This window comes from Pectinatus brassicae (assembly GCF_014201835.1).
Lineage (GTDB): Bacteria > Bacillota > Negativicutes > Selenomonadales > Selenomonadaceae > Pectinatus > Pectinatus brassicae.
In genome coordinates this window covers 39,887-59,029 of the sequence record NZ_JACHFH010000002.1, presented here as the reverse complement: position 1 = coordinate 59,029, position 19,143 = coordinate 39,887, and the positions used below count along the sequence as shown (strand labels likewise).

17 protein-coding genes are annotated in these 19,143 nt (G+C 36.7%); 8 read left to right on the top strand and 9 right to left on the bottom strand.

Features of this window, described 5'->3' with window-relative positions:
• The first annotated feature begins 20 nt into the window (after positions 1 to 20).
• Genes HNR32_RS01255 through HNR32_RS01245 form a run of 3 tightly spaced genes read left to right on the top strand, consistent with a single transcriptional unit; the run spans position 21 to position 3,162 of the window.
• A complete protein-coding gene (locus tag HNR32_RS01255) occupies positions 21 to 710 on the top strand; it encodes a ribulose-phosphate 3-epimerase (protein WP_183858969.1) in 690 nt (229 codons plus the stop codon).
• A gap of 40 nt (positions 711 to 750) precedes the next feature.
• Entirely contained in the window at positions 751 to 1,809 is a 1,059-nt protein-coding gene (locus HNR32_RS01250; protein ID WP_183858968.1) for a galactitol-1-phosphate 5-dehydrogenase, read from the top strand.
• A gap of 6 nt (positions 1,810 to 1,815) precedes the next feature.
• On the top strand, positions 1,816 to 3,162 hold the full coding sequence (locus HNR32_RS01245) for a sn-glycerol-1-phosphate dehydrogenase (protein ID WP_183858967.1): 1,347 nt from the start codon (positions 1,816 to 1,818) through the stop codon (positions 3,160 to 3,162).
• 99 nt (positions 3,163 to 3,261) lie between these two features.
• Here HNR32_RS01245 and HNR32_RS01240 read toward each other — a convergent pair whose 3' ends face one another.
• From HNR32_RS01240 to HNR32_RS01220, 5 genes are all read right to left on the bottom strand, one after another.
• On the bottom strand, positions 3,262 to 4,746 hold the full coding sequence (locus tag HNR32_RS01240) for a UxaA family hydrolase (RefSeq protein ID WP_183858966.1): 1,485 nt from the start codon (positions 4,744 to 4,746) through the stop codon (positions 3,262 to 3,264).
• A complete protein-coding gene (locus HNR32_RS01235; RefSeq protein ID WP_183858965.1) occupies positions 4,743 to 6,248 on the bottom strand; it encodes a tagaturonate reductase in 1,506 nt (501 codons plus the stop codon). Before HNR32_RS01235 ends, HNR32_RS01240 begins: the two co-directional genes overlap by 4 nt.
• A gap of 17 nt (positions 6,249 to 6,265) precedes the next feature.
• A complete protein-coding gene (locus HNR32_RS01230) occupies positions 6,266 to 7,285 on the bottom strand; it encodes a zinc-binding alcohol dehydrogenase family protein (RefSeq protein WP_183858964.1) in 1,020 nt (339 codons plus the stop codon).
• A gap of 232 nt (positions 7,286 to 7,517) precedes the next feature.
• Positions 7,518 to 9,356 carry a sigma 54-interacting transcriptional regulator gene (locus HNR32_RS01225; protein WP_183858963.1) on the bottom strand — a complete coding sequence of 613 codons (1,839 nt, stop codon included), beginning with the start codon at positions 9,354 to 9,356 and terminating at the stop codon, positions 7,518 to 7,520.
• Between the two features lie 167 nt (positions 9,357 to 9,523).
• The gene (locus HNR32_RS01220; RefSeq protein ID WP_183858962.1) at positions 9,524 to 10,330 is read right to left on the bottom strand and encodes a Cof-type HAD-IIB family hydrolase; all 807 of its coding nucleotides are present in this window, start codon (positions 10,328 to 10,330) and stop codon (positions 9,524 to 9,526) included.
• Positions 10,331 to 10,552: 222 nt separating this feature from the next.
• Between HNR32_RS01220 and thiD the strand changes: the two genes are divergently transcribed.
• From thiD to aroH, 3 genes are all read left to right on the top strand, one after another.
• On the top strand, positions 10,553 to 11,377 hold the full coding sequence (thiD, locus tag HNR32_RS01215; protein ID WP_183858961.1) for a bifunctional hydroxymethylpyrimidine kinase/phosphomethylpyrimidine kinase: 825 nt from the start codon (positions 10,553 to 10,555) through the stop codon (positions 11,375 to 11,377).
• Positions 11,378 to 11,477: 100 nt separating this feature from the next.
• On the top strand, positions 11,478 to 13,082 hold the full coding sequence (locus HNR32_RS01210; RefSeq protein WP_183858960.1) for an ABC1 kinase family protein: 1,605 nt from the start codon (positions 11,478 to 11,480) through the stop codon (positions 13,080 to 13,082).
• A gap of 32 nt (positions 13,083 to 13,114) precedes the next feature.
• The gene (gene aroH / locus HNR32_RS01205; RefSeq protein WP_183858959.1) at positions 13,115 to 13,477 is read left to right on the top strand and encodes a chorismate mutase; all 363 of its coding nucleotides are present in this window, start codon (positions 13,115 to 13,117) and stop codon (positions 13,475 to 13,477) included.
• Between the two features lie 34 nt (positions 13,478 to 13,511).
• Here the strand turns inward: aroH and HNR32_RS01200 are convergent, their stop codons facing one another.
• The gene (locus HNR32_RS01200) at positions 13,512 to 14,216 is read right to left on the bottom strand and encodes a M48 family metallopeptidase (RefSeq protein WP_183858958.1); all 705 of its coding nucleotides are present in this window, start codon (positions 14,214 to 14,216) and stop codon (positions 13,512 to 13,514) included.
• Between the two features lie 274 nt (positions 14,217 to 14,490).
• Between HNR32_RS01200 and HNR32_RS01195 the strand changes: the two genes are divergently transcribed.
• Both HNR32_RS01195 and HNR32_RS01190 read left to right on the top strand, forming a co-directional pair.
• Positions 14,491 to 15,405 (top strand): ketopantoate reductase family protein, encoded by a 915-nt coding sequence (locus HNR32_RS01195; protein ID WP_183858957.1) that lies wholly within the window; start codon positions 14,491 to 14,493, stop codon positions 15,403 to 15,405.
• Between the two features lie 99 nt (positions 15,406 to 15,504).
• Positions 15,505 to 16,314: a sulfite exporter TauE/SafE family protein gene (locus HNR32_RS01190; protein WP_183858956.1), complete on the top strand. Its 810-nt coding sequence runs from the start codon at positions 15,505 to 15,507 to the stop codon at positions 16,312 to 16,314.
• 85 nt (positions 16,315 to 16,399) lie between these two features.
• Here the strand turns inward: HNR32_RS01190 and aroB are convergent, their stop codons facing one another.
• Genes aroB through aroC form a run of 3 tightly spaced genes read right to left on the bottom strand, consistent with a single transcriptional unit; the run spans position 16,400 to position 19,133 of the window.
• Positions 16,400 to 17,485, bottom strand: coding sequence for a 3-dehydroquinate synthase (gene aroB, locus HNR32_RS01185; RefSeq protein ID WP_183858955.1), 1,086 nt, complete (start codon positions 17,483 to 17,485; stop codon positions 16,400 to 16,402).
• Complete coding sequence (locus HNR32_RS01180) at positions 17,482 to 17,988, bottom strand: shikimate kinase (protein WP_183858954.1); 507 nt, start codon at positions 17,986 to 17,988, stop codon at positions 17,482 to 17,484. The genes aroB and HNR32_RS01180 overlap by 4 nt, the downstream gene beginning before the upstream one ends.
• The gene (aroC, locus tag HNR32_RS01175) at positions 17,985 to 19,133 is read right to left on the bottom strand and encodes a chorismate synthase (RefSeq protein ID WP_183858953.1); all 1,149 of its coding nucleotides are present in this window, start codon (positions 19,131 to 19,133) and stop codon (positions 17,985 to 17,987) included. The genes HNR32_RS01180 and aroC overlap by 4 nt, the downstream gene beginning before the upstream one ends.
• Positions 19,134 to 19,143: the final 10 nt, after the last annotated feature.

Sequence of the window (19,143 nt, the reverse complement as noted above, 5' to 3'; positions counted from 1 at the left end):
ATGTCAGGGCAGGAGAATATATGGATATTAATTTACCAATGCCAGCTGTATCAGCATCTGTTTCTTGTATGGATTTAGGTCATTTTTATAATCATATAAAAAAAGTAGAAGAAAGTTCTGCGGCATTTTTTCATTATGATGTTGTCGATGGCAAATTTAATAAATGTTATATATTGGGTGATATGCTGTGTGAATATCTGCATAATAATACTAAGTTACCAGTTGAAGTCCATTTGGCAGTATACGATATCGATAATTATATTGATGTATTTGCTGGCAAAGGAGTTGACTATATAGCTGTGCATTATGAGGCGATGGAAAAACCAGCTATTATTTTTAACAAAATAAAAAAACTGGGCATGCAGCCGGTTTTAGCCTATAGAGCTGATACTCCGCCGCAGGAAGATTTTGTCGAGTTAGCCAGGCAGTGTGCATGGATATTAAAGCTAACGGTAAATCCCGGATTTTCCGGTCAAACAATCAAACCGACAGCTGTTGAACATATTAAAATGATGAAAAAAATGCTTGATGATAATAATGTGGATAAGAGAATACAAGCTGATGGCAATGTAAATCCAGCAACTACTAAAATGCTGGCAGAGGCTGGAGCAAGCATTTTTACTGGCGGAACCTCAGGACTATTTGTACAAAATTATTCTATTGAAGAAAATATAAAAAAATTATTGCAGCCAACTAAAGATTTTTTTTAGATGTAAATTTTTATAATTTGGTTGATAAATGGTGATTGTAATGAAAGCTTTAAATTTATATGGAGCGCATGATATTCGCTTAGAGAATATGCCAGAACCGGAAATACAAAAGGATACCAATATAAAAATAAAGGTAACAGCTGTAGGTATTTGCGGCTCAGATATTCATCGCTATGATCAGCTCGGTCCATATGTAAAAGGGATGACCTGGGGACATGAATTTGCGGGAGAAATAGCAGCTTGTGGAGCTGCCGTAAAAAAATATAAGGTAGGGCAAAAAGTTACAGCATGTCCGGCTTTATATTGTGGGGAATGTGAAGCCTGTCGTAAGGGGAAGTTTGCCCAATGTGAAAAATTATCGGTTATAGGCGCCTACTGTCCCGGTGCTTTTGCCCAATATATTGTTATGCCCCAGGAAAATGTAGTACTCGTCCCCCACACTATAAGTGATAAAGAAGCTGCTCTTGTTGAGCCGGCCTGTGTAGCTTTACATGGTATTTATAATGCGGGTGGAATAAGTGCTGGGGATACGGTAGCTGTATTAGGTTGTGGTACAGTCGGCGGGATGGCATTGCAATGGGCTAAAATTAATGGTGCCAGACGGATAATTGCAATAGATATAGATAACAGAAGATTAGCTGCCGCCAAGGAACTAGGAGCAGATGAAGTCATAAATGTCCGGCAGGAAATAGATATTGTCAGCGTATTAAGTGAGCTGACTGCTGGTCGAGGTGTAGATATAGCAATAGAAGCAGCTGGTACACCGGAAACATCGGCACAGGTATTGGCATTGCCGAAAAAAGGCGGCAAAGTTATATATATGGGGATTCCTTATCATGATGTCATGATAAAACGGTTTTATTTTGAGAAAATTGTTCGCAGTGAGCTGGCAATTTTTGGTACATGGAATGCGATATCGGGACCGTTTCCAGGCAAGGAATGGAGTACTTGTGTCGATTTTTTAGCAAAGAAGATTCTACAGACAAAGCCCTTGATAGCAGTGGATCTGCCTCTGGAGCAAGGCCCTGTTGCTTTTGAGAAGGCAGTAAAAGGTGAATTCGCTGGAAAAGTAATTTTTACCCCATGGGAAAAGGAGTAATATCTTATGGTAAATTGGAATGAACATCTTAATAAAAAAATAAGCTGTACATGTGGTCGCGACCATGAATGTGATATAGCACATGTTGAAATTGGTCAGGATGTTATTGAAAAATTAACCGAATATGTACAGGCAAATACATATAAAAGTATTTGTATCATAGCAGATAAAAATACAATAAAAGTTGCTGGTGATAAGGTTTATAAAGCCTTAGAGCAGGCTGAAGCCAGTTATGCACAATATATTTTTGCTGATGACGAATTGGTACCAAATGAACTTAATATAGGAAAGATATTTACACATATTCCGTATGACTGTGATTTTATTATTGCCGTAGGCTCCGGAGTTATCAATGACTTAATACGTTTTGTGGCACAGAAATTAAAATGTCCATATGTGATAGTGGCAACGGCACCATCAATGGATGGCTATGCTTCAGCTGTGTCACCGCTTATTGTTGATAATATGAAAACAACCTATGAACATCTTGGTTTTCCTTGGGCAATACTAGGTGATGTGGAAATATTGAAAGATGCACCAGAGCATATGATTGCCTCGGGTGCAGGTGATATTTTCGGAAAATATGTTTGTTTGGTAGAATGGAAACTGGCAAATATAGTCAATGATGAATATTATTGTCCGGAAATTGTAAAAATAATGCAAAATGCTGTAAATGAAGTGGCAAAAGCGGCTGATTTTGGTATAAAAGAACGAGATCCTGCGGCTATGGCATCGGTGATGGAAGGATTGGTATGGGCAGGGACAGGCATTAGCTATTGTGGTAATTCTCGTCCAGCATCAGGTTGTGAACACCAGATGGGTCATACCTGGGAAATATTATTCTTACAAAAAGGACGCCATGATATTTTGCATGGTACTTTAGTCGGTGTGGCAACTATCGTTGCACTTCATGTATATAAAGAAGCATTGGAAATATTGCAAAATAGTGAACTGTTGACGGCAAGTTCTTTTGATGAAATTGCTTGGACTGAAAAAATAAAAGCTTTTTTTGGTCCAGCAGCACAAGAAGTATTGAAACTAGAAAATACAGTGCATAAAAATGCTGAGGCTAAAATAGCAAAACGCTTGCAAAATGTTCTTGCCAATAAAGAAGAAATAATTGAACTACTTAAAACATTGCCCGATATAGATGTAATGATAAATAGAATGAAAAAAATCAATGAACCATACTTACCTAAACAAGTAAATGTATCACCAGAGTTATTGCGTAATACTATAATATATGCTAAAGAACTGCGTAACCGTTATGGTGTATTACAGATGCTGTTTGATTGCGGCAAACTGGAAGAAGCTGCCGATAAAGTATGTGCTAAAATTGCTAAAATCTCCTAATTTTAGATAAATTTCTCTATACTGCAAAAGCTGGCGATTTAAACCAGTTATAAACAAAAAACACCTGATAACAGGTGTTTTTTGTTTATAAAGATAATTTTATTCAGTTACGCCGTCTTTCATTATGGCTATTTCATGAAAATCCATATGTTCTGATTTAGTGAGCTGCCCAGAAGCTGTTTTTATTATTAAATCAAATAATTTATCACGTAGGGAATCTATGGAAACGTTATTTACTAATTCACCAGCATTGAAATCTATCCAATTGGCTTTATAGTCAGCTAACTGAGTATTAGTTGCAATTTTTATAACTGGTGTAATAGTTCCCCATGGAGTGCCGCGCCCGGTAGAAAATAATATGAGTTGACAGCCGCTGGCAGCTAAGGCGGTAGTTGATACGGAATCATTGCCGGGGGCATTTAATAGATTAAGACCTTGTTTTTCGAGGACAGCACCATAGGATAATGTTTCAACTACGGGCGCCAGGCCGCCTTTTTGTACGCAGCCTAGGGATTTATCTTCCAATGTTGTGATGCCACCTTGTTTATTGCCGGGAGAGGGATTATCGGAGATTATTTGATTATAGCGTTTAAAATATTTTTTAAAATCGTTTATTAAATTGACGGTTTTATTGAATACATTCTCGTTGACAGCTCTATTCATAAGCAGCGTTTCTGCACCGAACATTTCTGGGACTTCAGTAAGAACAGTGGTACCGCCACTACCAATAACAAGATCGGATAATTTACCGATTAGAGGATTTGCCGTAATGCCGGAAAGGCCATCGGAACCGCCGCATTTAAGACCAATGCGCAATTTATCAATGGAGCAGGCCGTACGTGTGAACTGATTGGCAAAGGTCATTAGTTCAGAAAGTAATTTTTCACCAACACTATTTTCATCAGTAACTTCCTGAGTTACAAGAAACTTTACGCGGTTATCATTATATGTCCTCAGTACTTTTTTAAATTCAGAGATATTATTGTTTTCACAGCCCAAGCCGACAACTAATACTGCACCGGCGTTAGGATGATTTACAATATCGGCTAAAATAGTCTGAGTCATTTTTTTATCATTGCCTATTTGAGAACAGTCGTAAGGGTGGGTTATAGCAATACAATTATCGACATTAGTAAAGTTTTTAACCAGTGTTCGACCAAATTGTTCTAAATAGCGAACTGTTGCTGTAACACAATTTACGGTAGGGATGATAAAAATATCATTGCGAATACCAACAATGTCATTGTCACGTTGATAGCCCATAAAAACGGCATTTTTACTGGGGAGACTGGCTGGAATAGCGGGTTTATAAGTGTAGTCAAGAATATTGCCTAGATTAGTTGTGATATTATGTGTGTGGACATGGCTGCCAGTAGGAATATTACAATTGGCATGACCGATAGGAAAGCCATATTTTATGATGTTATCATTGGCAGCAATTGCCTGCAGGGCAAATTTATGCCCCAAATTGATATCATCAAGCAGAACCACTTGTTTATTGTTTATTGCAATAATGTCATTTTTAGATAAATTTTCTAAAGCTACAGCTACATTGTCATTTTTATTTATTTGCAGTGCCTTCATAATGATACTCCAACACTTAAAAGATTTTTCATAACCGCTTTGCAGCCTTTTGTATCTATCTGATATAAGTAGCTGCCAACTGTTTCAGCAACTTCGGGAAATACCGAAAAATCTGTATCCCATAATGACGCATCATTTACAATTGCCACAGCAGTTTGCTGGGCAGTTGATTCACTATTAGCATATAAGCCCCAAGCCTGTTCTAATTTATTGATATTTATTTTATTATCAGTAAGTTCATATTCCTGTCCTTTTCGCAGGCCGTATAAATGATTATCGGCTGTACGAACAGGTTTATAAATATAAATATAAGCAGCAAAACTAAACAATAATTCATCAGGAAATTTATTAAATTTATCATGGTACTGCAATAATGAAGGAAGTACTCTTACTTTAAATTTAGAAGTTGAATTTAAGAGAATACTGAGCAAATAATGTTTGATAAATGGATTTTGAAAGCGTTCTACAACGGAATTAGCAAATTCAGACAGCATTTTTTTATCCATATTAATTGAAGGAAGGATAATATCATTGATGACATGGCGGGAAAATCTGCCGGTTGTACTATCATCCATCATTTGGGCAACAGTATCAAGACCGCTGAGAAAGGCTGCCGGAACATTAGCTGTATGACCGCCATTTAAAAGTCTGACTTTGCGCTGGCGGTATTTGCTGATATCTTTTTCTACGACAACATTAAGACCAATTTTAGCAAAAGGAAGTTTTTCTTTTAATATTTCATCACCTTCGATAGCAAAGAAATGAAATGGTTCACCGCAGACAAGTAATTTATCTTCGTATTGCAATTTGTCAGTCAATTCTTCAATTTCATCTTTAGGATAGCCGCTTACTACCCTATCCACGAGTGTATTATAAAATTTATTATTGTTATTTAGCCAGTTGATAAAGTTTTGCGGTAAATTCCAATCAGCGCAGTAATGCAGGATAATTTTTTTTAGTAAATCCCCATTAGCTTCGAGTAATTCGCAAGGTATAATATACATGCCCTTATCAGCAGCACCGTGGAAATATTCATAACGATGATAAAGATATAATGTCAATTTTGCGGGAAATGATAAAGGCGGCTGCATTTGGGCGGTATCCTCATTATTATAAGTAAGACCGGCTTCTGTAGTGTTGGAAAATACATATTCAATAGCAGGATTTTCAGCGCATTTTAACACATTATGCCAATTGGTATAAGGATTTATACCGCGGCTTACAGAGTTTATTATTTCGGCTTTATTTATAGTAGTACCGTTTTGGATGCCGCGCAGGATAGTTGTATATAGAGCATCCTGTTCATTAAGTTTACCAACTATCTGACCGTGTGGTGTTGGCTGTATGGCAACAACTCGGCCGTTAAAAAGATTTTTATCATTTAAGCGTTTTATCATCCAGTCGATAAAACAGCGCAAAAAATTGCCTTCGCCAAATTGAATTATTTTTTCAGGTAAGTTGGTTTTCATTTCAGGCTGGGTAGTCATATTTAACATTTTCATAAGAAAGACTCCTAAATTTAAAATTTAATTATAACTTTAAGCATGGAAGCGGCATTTTTGCTAAAGTCAGAAAAGGCCTTATCAGCGGTATCTAAAGTATAAGTATTGGTTATGATTTTTTCTATATCGACAGCGCCGGATTTTACTAAATCAATTAATTCTAAGAAATCTTTTTTTAAAGCGTTGCGTGAACCAAATACATTTAATTCCTTTTTTTGCAGCAGGGTAAAATCAAAATCATGATTTTTTTTGCCGACACCTATTTGTACCATACGACCACCAAAGGTTACAGCATCAATACAATTTTGGAATGTAGCAGGTAATCCTACTGCTTCAATAGTAACATCAAAAAGATTGTTATTGGTTATTTCATTTACTCTGGTTATAAATTCTTTGGGATTTGTATTTAATATACCACCATCAAGATTAAATGTTTTTATAGCGTAATCCATTTTTTCTTTAGAAATATCAGAAATATAAACATTGGCTTTAGCAGCTTTGGCAGCGATAGCTGCTAAGACACCAATTGTGCCAGCACCAACGATAAGTACATTGTCACCAGGGGTTATATGGGCACGGCTGACACCATGATAACTTATACAAAATGGTTCAATTAAGGCCAGCGTTTTTGCCGGTAGGCCTTTGCCGTCATAAATTCGCTCAACAGGCATTGTTATATATTGGGAAAAAGCGCCATCTCTTTGTGCACCTAAGGTTTCATTACTGGTACAGCAGTTTACGAGCCCCCGCTGGCAGGAATAACATTTGCCACAGTTAAAATATGGATTGCAGGTTACAATCATACCGGTTTTTAAATTATAGTCATTGTCATCAATTTCAATAATTTCAGCGGAAAATTCATGGCCGGGAATACGGGGATAAGAAGCATAGGCAAAGGTACCGCGATATGTGCCAAGATCACTGCCGCAAATGCCGCCGTATAATATTTTTAAAAGGGCTTCGCCCTTTTTGCGCGGTGGTTTTTCTGTTTCGATAATTTTTACTTGCCCAGGTTCAGGAATAATTACAGTTTTCATACGAGTACACCTCAGTATAGTTTTTATAAATATATATAAATAAAATAATGCAAATTATATGCCAATTTAATAAAAAACATTCATAAATATTTTATATAAAAAGAAAAACACAGCTGCAGCAAGGGCAGTGTGTTTGTAATAAATATATTTATGCAAGTTTTGTAAAATTTAATGTTGTTCATAGATAGTAAAATAATTTCAAAAATGAAATAAATAAAATTCATTTTTGAAATTATTTACATTTTCGCCATAATGTAACACGACTTATTTTCAGCATTTGACAGACTTCATCAGGTGAATATTTATCTAAAAGCTGCTGTAAAATATTTTTTTCCATTTCCTTTAAATCATTAACAATAGGGATTTTTAAATTGTTATCAGAGCTTTCCATGGCAGTATCATCAAGAATTGTTTTTATTGCACAGAGGTTTAAGTTATCAGGGTAACTAAAGGCTAGTGCCTCAGCCATATTTTTCAATTCACGTACGTTACCGGGCCAGAAATAAGTTTTTAGATATTTTATAATGTTTTCAGGGAAATTTGGCTTAGAGGAATTTTTAGCTGGTAAATATTTATGGAGATAAAAATAAATTAACGGCATAATATCTTCCTGTCGCTCACGCAGCGGCGGCAGGCTAAGGCGCAGTACATTGATACGGTAGTAAAGGTCTTGGCGAAATAGCCCATTTTTTATTAATTGTTTTAAATTTTTATTAGTGGCACAGATAATGCGGATATCTATCGGCATTATCTTATCGTCACCGATGCGCATTATTTCCCGTTCCTGCAGAACACGCAATAAGCGGCTTTGGATATCTAAGGGTAAATCACCTATTTCATCGAGAAATATTGTACCGGTATGGGCAAGTTCAAATAAGCCTTTTTTCCCGGAGCGGCGGGCACCGGTAAAAGCACCATCAACATAGCCGAATAATTCTGATTCAATTAAGGTTGGTGGCAGGGAGGCACAATTAACAGAAACGAAGGGTTTATTACGGCGCGGACTGCTATTATGGATGCTTTGGGCCAGACCTTCTTTGCCGGTGCCGGTTTCGCCGTAAATTAATATATTGGAGTTAGAATTAGCGAATCGCTGTGCTAATGTGATGACAGCAGCCATTTCTTTTGAGCTGTATTTTATATCGGAAAATTTCTTTTTAGCATATAAGCCTTTTTGTTGCAGGGCTGTGCGAATTCTTCGCGCGGAATTTTCAATATTGCTGACCTTTTGGAATATCAATATATTGTTTTTATATTCATTTGTTATATTTAATTCAATGAGGTCGAGTAAGATTTTTTCTGAATTTAATTCAATAACTTTTCCTTTATATTCTTCTAAATCTTTTATTAGTCGTTTAGAGTAATTATCAAAGAAAAAAGCAGGATTAGCTGACAGAATTTTTTGGCCTTCTTTATTGGAAAAAATAATTTTTTGTTCTTGGTTGCAGCCAATGATTCCTTCGTCAATATTATCAATAATAGCCTGCATGGTCTTTAACCGCAGCTGTTTATTTCGCTGATTAGCATCAAGTGATAAAGCTTCTTCAAGGGCTTTAGTTATAGAAAGAATACCAGAATCAATGTAAATACTGTTTTTAATTTGCAGGTTGTGTGCTGTTTTTACTGCCTGGATATCACCAATAATACCATCAATATTACAATTCGATAATTCTTGAATTTTTTTTATGATATGGGTATCATCTTTGCACGGACAAAATTTAATATTGATATCGCCAAAATTAAATAAATTACTGGCATTTTCTAAAATATTATCAGTGGAAACAATGGCAATATTTTTACTGCCGGCAGCAGCAATCTTTTCTATAGCGGTGCTTATGTCAATAAACGAAGTATGCAACTCAACTATTATTTTATTGGTATATTGGCGTAAATCACGAGCAGTGCCCCCGCGGCTTATAATTATAGAAATTTGTTCCTGGGTAATAGCTGCATTTACAGCGGCTTGATTGGAGGCCGTGATTACAGGGATATCGATATGCATTTTTTTAATAATCATTTGAGCAGTAGCGGCGATTTCTTCATGAGGAGCAATAAATAATATAGAAGTCATTAGCAATGTCTACCTTTATAAATGATTTTGATTTAGTTAATAAAAAGCGTATAGTAACTTTGTATTTTATGGTTTGAAGCCGGCCCTTTAGGGAAGGTGGCACTGCGAAGCGGTGACGGAAGGGTTAATATATCATATGTGACAGTCCTCTTTTGCTACTCAAAGTTTTATATATTATTATGTAAAACTTTTAAAACGGCTTTAGCAACACCATCGTTATCACAGCTGTCGGTTACAAAAGAAGCGGCTCCTTTGGCTTCGGGAATAGCATTTTCCGTAGCAACTGATAAGCCGGCATATTTAAGCATATCAATATCATTATCGCCATCGCCAAGAACCATGATTTCATCTTTAGTGATGCCGAGGTATTCACCAAGTCTTTTTACGCCAATAGCTTTATTGATATGCGGTGGAGTGATATCGATGGTATAGCCGGTATTTTGCTGGAATTTAACAGCAGTTTGATATTTATCTGTTAGAGTATTTAGTAAATCAGTAGGGATATTTTCTTCACTACGCAGAACAATCTGAGTAATATTTTTTGTATAGTTTTTATAATCTGCACCTAGTTCATTAATGGTAAAGTTTTTAACAGTACGATAGCCGGGAAACATATCCCAGGAAAAATAAGGTGCATATATCTGCGTGCCAATGTACCAGCTGCAATATATATTATGTGCATATAAAAAAGCCAGTAGATCTTCGCTGACAGTATCATCAATATATTCTTCATAAATAGCTTCATCGGTATTGATGTCGCGAATCATGGTGCCATTACAGGAAATAACCGGCACATTAGAACCGATGGTTTTGCCGAAAAACGATGCGGCCATATGCATGCGTCCTGTAGCTATGGAGGAAGCAACTTTCTGCTTCGAAGCTTCGGCAAAAGCTGCAATAGTAGCTGTGCTTACTAGTTTTTTAGTGTTTAATAATGTTCCGTCAAGATCACTGATTATGAGTTTTATTGCCATTTGAATCATCCTTTATAAAATCGAATTAACTAAAATGAGTATAACTTATTTAATGAATAAAATAAAGTCATCCTTATGGTGATAAAAGGTATTAATCTGCAATTTTGTATAAATATTAAGTTGCTTACAATTTTACAATATAGTAGAATTAAAACGTATATCTATATTGCTGCATAAAAATTAATATATAAGAATAAAATATCATAGTGAATGGATGATTTTATGAAAAAAGTTTTAACGATTGCGGGGTCTGACTGCAGCGGCGGTGCGGGAATTCAGGCTGATTTAAAAACAATAACGGCACATCGTTTATATGGCATGAGTGTAATTACAGCCCTTACAGCCCAAAATACGACAGGCGTTCAGGCGGTGCAGGCAATTGATGCCGATTTTGTTGGAGCGCAGCTGGATGCTGTTTTTTCTGATATAATACCGGATGCTGTAAAAATTGGCATGGTAGCAAATAAGGAAATAATACAAATGATTGCCAGAAAAATGCAGCAGTATAAGGTGCGAAATATTGTACTTGACCCAGTTATGGCAGCCACAGCAGGCAGTAAGTTATTGCAGAAAGAAGCAACAGTTATTTTACAGAACGAATTAATGCCGTTAGCTTCTATTATAACGCCCAATATTGGCGAAGCAGCAGTGCTGGCAGGTTTTACACCAACTACTACTGATGAAATGGAAAAGGCGGCAAAAATTATCTATGAAAAAGTTTTTGCTAAGAGACAAGATGATTGTGCAGTGCTGGTAAAAGGTGGTCATTTAACGGATTCGGCTGATGATGTTTTATGCGATAAAAATTTGACATATATCTATAATAGTAGAAAAATAGATAATAAAAATACACATGGTACAGGCTGTACTTTATCATCGGCAATAGCCTGTAATTTGGCGGAAGGGTTTAATCTTCAACAAAGTGTTAAAAATGCCAAAAAGTATGTGACTATGGCCATGCAAACAAATCTTGATTTAGGCAGTGGTGCAGGACCATTAAATCATATGGCAGCTGGTGGTTGGTTGACTTCGGATATTTGGCAGTGAATTTATAAGTTATTGACTGAGTAGTGTTTATATCCGTAAAAACTGTTGTCGGGTTGAGAAGCCGGATAGTTTTATTAAGGGATTTTCCAGGAGTAATTTTATGTTAAAAGATATATTAAAAAATGATAAAGTCGGTTATAAAGGTTCATCATTGCGTTTGCGCCAAATGCTCAGCGTACTGCGTAAATACGAAGTTGTACGTGGAATGAATCCAGAAAAAATGCGCTTGATATTAGAGGAACTCGGTCCCACTTTTGTAAAACTCGGACAGGTAATATCAATGCGTCCGGATTTTTTATCGGGGGAATACATTTACGAATTAAGTAAATTGCAGACGCAGGCTAATCCTTTACCATTTTCTATAATAAAAGAAGTTATTGAACAAGAATATGCCCAAAAATGGTCGAATGTTTTTGCTGATATTGATGAAGAGGCTTTAGGTTCAGCTTCGATTGCCCAGGTGCATAAAGCAACATTGAAGAATGGTGATAAAGTAGTAGTTAAAGTGCAGCGACCGGGAATATATGAAGTAATGGCACAGGATATCACGTTGCTTAAGCGAGTTGTACAGCTGCTGCAATTATTCAGCAAGTCACATGATGTTGTTGATTTTATGGCAGTTCTCGACGAAATGTGGACAATTACGAAGCAGGAAATGGATTTTATGATGGAAGCCGACCACATTGATGAATTTCGTCACTTAAACAGCGATGATTCTAATGTTGGTTGTCCGTATGTTTATAGAAAACTTACGACAGCACGTATTCTGGTTATGGAATATATAGCAGGAATACGTATTGACAAAGTCGATGAGTTAAAAAGAGCCGGTTATAATATTGAAAAATTAGGCTTAAATTTAGGCAAAAATTATATCAAGCAAATAATAAATGATGGTTATTTTCATGCCGATCCTCATTCGGGAAATATCTGGGTAAATAATGGCAAAATTATTTGGCTGGATTTGGGGATGATGGGGCGTTTATCACAGCAGGAACGAGCCGCATTAAAAAAAGCCATATACGCATTGGCCCATAATGATACTTTTGCGATGAAGTCAGCAGTGTTGTCACTAGGAACTGTAAAAACTAAGATAAATCATATAAAACTATATGAAGATATCGATGTATTAATGATGCATTATAATGATTTACAGTTCAAGGAATTAAGCTTAGGAGCGCTTTCGCATGATATTATAGCGGTACTGCGTCGCCATAATTTAGGTGTGGCACCGGGGCTTAGCATGTTTGCCCGAGGGATAATGTCTATTGACGGAGTTATGCAGATTGTTTGTCCGCAGGTTAATTTTGTTGATATAATGCGGGAACAGCTGCAAAAAGATTTTTCCCGTGATTTTAATTGGAAAGATGAAATAAAAAAATTCCAGCATGAAAGTTATTCTCTGATGTATCGTTCTATGCAGCTGCCGGAACAGTTATCAGATATGATAAAGATGACCATGAGTGGACAAACCAAGGTTAATCTTGATGTTACCGGCTCAGAAGAGCCGCTTAAATATGTTGATAAAATGATTAATAAGCTTATTATTGGTATCATAAGTTCGGCATTGTTGCTGGGATCATCAATAATATGTACGACTAATATGTCACCTAAGTTTTTGGAAATTCCTTTTCTAGGAGTATTAGGCTATTTAGCCGCACTGATTTTATGTGCACGCTTAATTATAAGTATATGGCGGCATCGTTAGATTTTGTATAATGATTTTAGGAGGAGATTTTGTTGCGGGGAATTCGTGGGGCAATAACTGTGGAAAAAAATGAAAAAACAATAGTAAATGAGGCTGTCCAGGAATTATTACAAAAAATAATTTTAGCAAATGACATAAATACAGAAGATATAGGGGCGGCAATTTTTTCAGCAACAACCGATATAGATGTGACTTTTCCAGCAGCTGCTGCCAGAAAACTTGCTGGCTGGGATATGGTGCCATTATTTGATGCCCAGCAGATGGCGGTTGATAACAGTATTGAAAAATGCATTCGCGTATTATTATTAGTCGATACTGATAAAAAGCAAAATGAAATACAGCATATTTATTTGAGAAGAGCGCAAAATCTGCGTCCGGATATAAGCAAGATATAATAAAAAAAACAGTTGGATTAATTCCAGCTGTTTTTTAGTTGCGCAGTACATGCAGTAATAAATCTCCGTTGTGTTTGAGCCACAGGCGATGTTTTTTATACGAAGGGTCATATTGGGCAACGATTGACCAGAATTTTACGGAATGATTCATTTCTTTTAGATGTGACAGTTCATGAACAATAAGATAATCGATTATATTATCAGGAGCCATCATAATGCGCCAGTTATAATTTAAGTTCTTTAAGGAAGAACAGCTGCCCCAGCGGCTTTTTTGATCTTTTACGGAAATATTGGCAGGATTTACCTGCAGTTTTTCTGCCCAAAAAATAGTGCGCTCAGTTAAATATAAGCGTGCCTGCATTTTGTACCAGGGTAAAAATATTTCTGCAAGTGGCAGCAGTAATGAGCTGGGATAGTATATATTGATATGGTCATCAATTAGTTGTACAGCTGGATATGTAGGGGAAAAGATACGACTGATATTAATTTTTCTGCCACGATATAATATGTAATTATCATTTATAGGGGCCTGCTGTGATAATTTTTCATAAGCTTGATTTTTTTCTTTTATCCAATCAGCATAGCGCTGCAAAATATCACAGGCTTCTTTTGCTGAAATATTATGGGGGGTTTTTATTAAAATTTGACCAGCATTTTTTAAAGCTATGGTTATGGTTTTGCGTTTTTGTTTTTGCTGAATATAGTCAAAACATGTATTGCCAAGCTGGATATTGGGCATGTTACCACCTTCGATAATAAAAAAGAGATTATAAATAATATGTTAAATACGCGTAGTATTTATAGTTATGTAAACAATTAAACGATAATAGCTGTATTAATAATAACAAATTGTATTTATTAATACAATGTTCATAATGTAAAATAAAATATTTTTCTATTTTTTTTAGTGTGATATAATAAAATTGTATGCAGTATATTAAATTATATCTAATATATAGAGTAGGCTTAGCATATTAGTTACCTTATAAATTTTATTTGGGAGGTATTAAAATATGGATTACGTTATTTTAGGCGCAGGCGGAACAGGAGCATGTATAGGCGGATTTTTAGCGGCAGCAGGCAAAGATGTAACACTTATTGCCAGAGGAAAACATTTGCAGGCACTAAAAGAAAATGGCCTTATATTGCATTCTGATAAAAAAGGTGAAACTCATCTGCCGGATATAAAGGTAATGAGTACAGAAGAATATAAAAGCAAAGCTGATGTTATTTTTGTAAGTGTGAAGGGATATTCCATTGATGAAATAGTTCCATTTTTAAAGAAGGTATCAGATCGTCATACTATTATAATTCCAATATTAAATATTTTTGGGACGGGCAAGCAATTGGCAGAAAAACTGCCGGGAAAAAATGTCCTGGAAGGATGTATTTATATTGTAGCTTGGGTTTCAGCACCAGGGGAAGTAACCCAACGTAGTGATATATTTCGCGTTGTTTATGGTACACGTGGGGAAACTGCTCTGCGTCCTAAATTAGAAAAAATTGCCGCTGATTTATTAGCGGCGGGCATAGCACCAGTGGTATCACAAAATATTGCTGCCGATACTTATCGCAAGTTTACGTTTGTCTCACCGATGGCAGCCGCAGGGGCATATTATGATATAACAGCTGGTAAAATGCAGCAAGATGGAGTGGAACGTGATACCTTTATCGCATTAGTTGATGAAGCAATAAAAGTAGGGCAGGCCATGGGGCTTGAAGTTGATGATGGGCTCAGAGAAAAGAATTTGGCAATTCTTGCAGCGCTTACATCGGAAACCACTGCTTCAATGCAAAAGGATTTAAAAAAAGGCGGCAATTCCGAAATAGATGGGCTGGTGTTCGAGGTTGTCCGGATGGCTGAAAAAGTAGGAATTTCTGTTCCTTGGTATAGTAAAATAGCTGAGAAATTTAATTTTAAGAAATAATATTGGCTGCCGTAACAGTATTTTAACTGGCGGCAGCTTTGTTTTATGGTAAAATAAAATTATATAAAAAGATGCGGCTAATTGGGAGAGTGAACATTTTTGGAACTTATAGTTTTATTTGCGGTAGGGATAGGCGTAGGGGCATTTGGTACATTAGTAGGTATTGGCGGCGGACTTATAATGATCCCTTTATTTATTTTATTTATGACGGGCAGTGCCTCAGCTCCAGCTAGTTTTTTTAATACTTTTCATAATGTTTATCAGGCTGTTGGGACATCATTGTTTGGCGTATTCCTAAATACGGCATCAGGTTCGTGGGCTTATATAAAGCAAAAAAGAGTTTATTTTGATGCGGCAGTTCCTTTTGCTATAGCTACGCTTCCTGGAGCTTTTTTAGGCAGTTATATAGCTGAATACTTCACTGGTAAGGTTTTTAATTTTGTCTTTGGCATGATGTTAATTATTTTGGCGATTATTATGTATTGGAAATCTTCAACTAAAAAGGCGACAGCTGAGGACTTTAACCAGAAAAATTTTAAATATCCTAAAAAATTAGGGATAACAATCAGTGTGTTTGTTGGTTTTTTATCTAGTGTATTGGGAATCGGCGGTGGTGTAATCCATGTACCACTGATGATATATGTATTGGCGTTTCCACCGCATGTAGCGACGGCTACATCACATTTTGTATTGGCAGTATCATCATTTATGGGCTGTGTTTCCCATTTTTTATTGGGACATATTGTTTGGAAACCGGCACTTGGTATTGGTATAGGTGCAATGGTAGGTGCGCAGATTGGTGCAGTAATATCAAAAAAAACCAGACCGCGCATTATTGTTATTTTATTATCACTAACAATGTGTGCATTGGGAATTAAGTTGATTTTTTTATCTGATTTATTGAAGTAATATATAGGGGCTGATACACATAAATAAATGTGCATCAGCCCCTTGTTTGTACGTTTTAAACTTGTATTTTCAGAGATAGTGTTATTCAAGCAATAATATAGTCAATGGCTTCACGAACAATTGATTCCGGAACATTATTGTCTAAATGAACCTGACCAATATCATCGAGTAGTACCCAATTTATTTTGCCGCCAATGGTTTTTTTATCATGGAAAAGATCGTTATAAATAGCATCAGCAGCGCAGTTAGAGCATTTTTGCGGCAGCTGGCATAATTGTAAAATATGCTCAATAGCAGGCAGAATACTGTTTTCAATCAGGTTCATTTTTACGCTTATAAAAGCAGCGGCGACCATGCCAATACCAACAGCTTCACCGTGATTATACTTTATGTAATTTGTTTCTCGTTCAATGGCGTGACCGATAGTATGACCAAAATTAAGTATGGCGCGCAGGCCATTTTCTTTTTCGTCCGTACTGACAACAGCAGCTTTTATCTCGCAGGAGCGGGCAATGATCTGGCTTAAAACATTTTCATTGTAGTTGAATATTTTAGCGGAATTATCTTCTATATAGGAAAAAAATTCTTTATCATAAATAAGACCATATTTGATAATTTCGCCGAGCCCAGTAGCAATTTCCCGTGGGGGCAGGGTTTTTAGCATTGAAATATCAATAAACACCGCTTTGGGCTGATAGAAAGCCCCAATGAGATTTTTTCCTAAAGGATGGTTTACGGCTACTTTACCACCTACGGATGAATCAACATGGGCCAGCAGACTTGTAGGGATTTGGATAAAAGGTATGCCGCGCATATAAGTAGCGGCAATAAAACCGGTAATATCGCCGACAACTCCGCCGCCTAAAGCAATTATCGGAGATTTTCTGTCAAGACCGGCATTTATAACTTCGGTATATAATATTTGCGCGGTCTCCATTGATTTGGAAGCTTCACCGGCAGAAATCATATAGCCAGTAACTGTATAGCCGGCTGTTTGCAGTAATTGAGTGATTTTTTCCTGGTATAAAGCACCAGTATTACTGTCAGAAACGATAAAGGCTGTACGGGAAAAGTTGCTTTGGCGGAAAAATTCAATTATTTTATCATCCAAATTATTATCAATATATATATCATAGCTGTTATCTGGTAATTTTACCTGTACAGTTTTCAATTTTTTCCCCTTTTTAAAAACAACATTATTTCACAAACTATCTGCCAGGGAGATAAATCATTGGTGTCAATTATAAAGTCGGCGTTATTATAAGCAGGACGACGTTTATTTAAAAGAGCAGTTATTTTGTTTTTTTCCTTGGCTAATAAAGGTCTATTATTGCGGTTTTTAGTGCGCTGGATAATTGTATCAACACTGGCACATAGGCAGATAATAACACCAGTTTCCCGTAAAATTTTCATATTTTCTATGTCCATGGGTACGCCGCCGCCAGTAGAGATGACCGCATTACACTGGGCTGCGGCTTTTTTTATGGCTTTTTTTTCTTTGGTGCGAAAGTAAGGTTCACCAAATTTAGTGAACATTTCCGGTATGCTCATTTGATTATCATTTTCAATTATTATGTCGGTATCTATAAAGGAAAAATTTGTTTTTTCAGCCAGCAATCGCCCTACACAGCTTTTGCCAGTGCCCATAAAGCCTATTAAGACAATGTTTTTCATTGTGCAGCCAATCTTTTTTTATAATTTGCCACAGAGTTTTTTATATCAATCATGGCATGACCGGCAAACTGCTCAAGCACAGCATTGGCAATCGTTATAGAGACCATGGCTGCACCAACTATAGAAGCGGCAGAAACAGCACAGGCATCACTGCGTTCTTTGCAGGCCAAAACTTCTTCACGACTGGCAATGTCAATAGAATGAAGCGGCTGCATTAGTGTAGGAATTGGCTTCATGACAGCGCGGACAATAATAGGCTCACCGTTAGTCATACCGCCTTCAAGACCACCGGCATGGTTTGTTTTGCGGTAAACTTTTTTATTTTCATCGTAAAACATTTCATCATGCATTTTACTGCCGGAATTATTGGCATATTCAATACCATCACCTATTTCAACAGCTTTTATGGCTTGAATCGCCATCATGGCTTGAGCTAGTCTGCCATCGAGGCGTTTATCCCATTGAATATGGGAGCCTAAGCCCTCAGGTGCACCGGTTACAATAACTTCAAAAGCACCACCCAAGGTATCACCGTCAGCCATAGCCTGACGGATTTTTTCACACATTTTTTCTTCAGCAGCAGTGTCAAGACAGTTAAGCTCAGATGTATTGTCATTTATTTTAGTATAATCTATTTTTGTTTTATCAACGGTAACACCGCCAATATTAACGACATGAGAAGCAACGGTAATGCCTAATTCAGCCAAAAACTGCTGGCAGACAGCACCAACAGCAACTTTACTGGCTGTTTCCCGGGCACTGGCACGTTCTAAGATGTCGCGGATATCTGTTCGATTATACTTATGTATTCCTACTAAATCTGCATGACCGGGACGGGCGGCGGTTACTTTATCACCAAATGGTTCACCGCTTACAGACATTTTTTGCGTCCAATTTTCCCAGTCACGATTTTTAATTTGTAAGGTAATGGGGTCACCCATGGTCTCACCAAAACGTACACCAGATAAAATATCGGCAGTATCGGTTTCTATTTTCATACGGCCGCCACGGCCATAACCCATTTGGCGGCGAGCCAGTTTTTGATTTATCATATTAATATCTATTTTTAGACCGGCTGGAATCCCTTCCAGTATAGCACTTAAACATTGTCCGTGTGATTCTCCTGCTGTTAAAAAACGTAACATATCAACAATC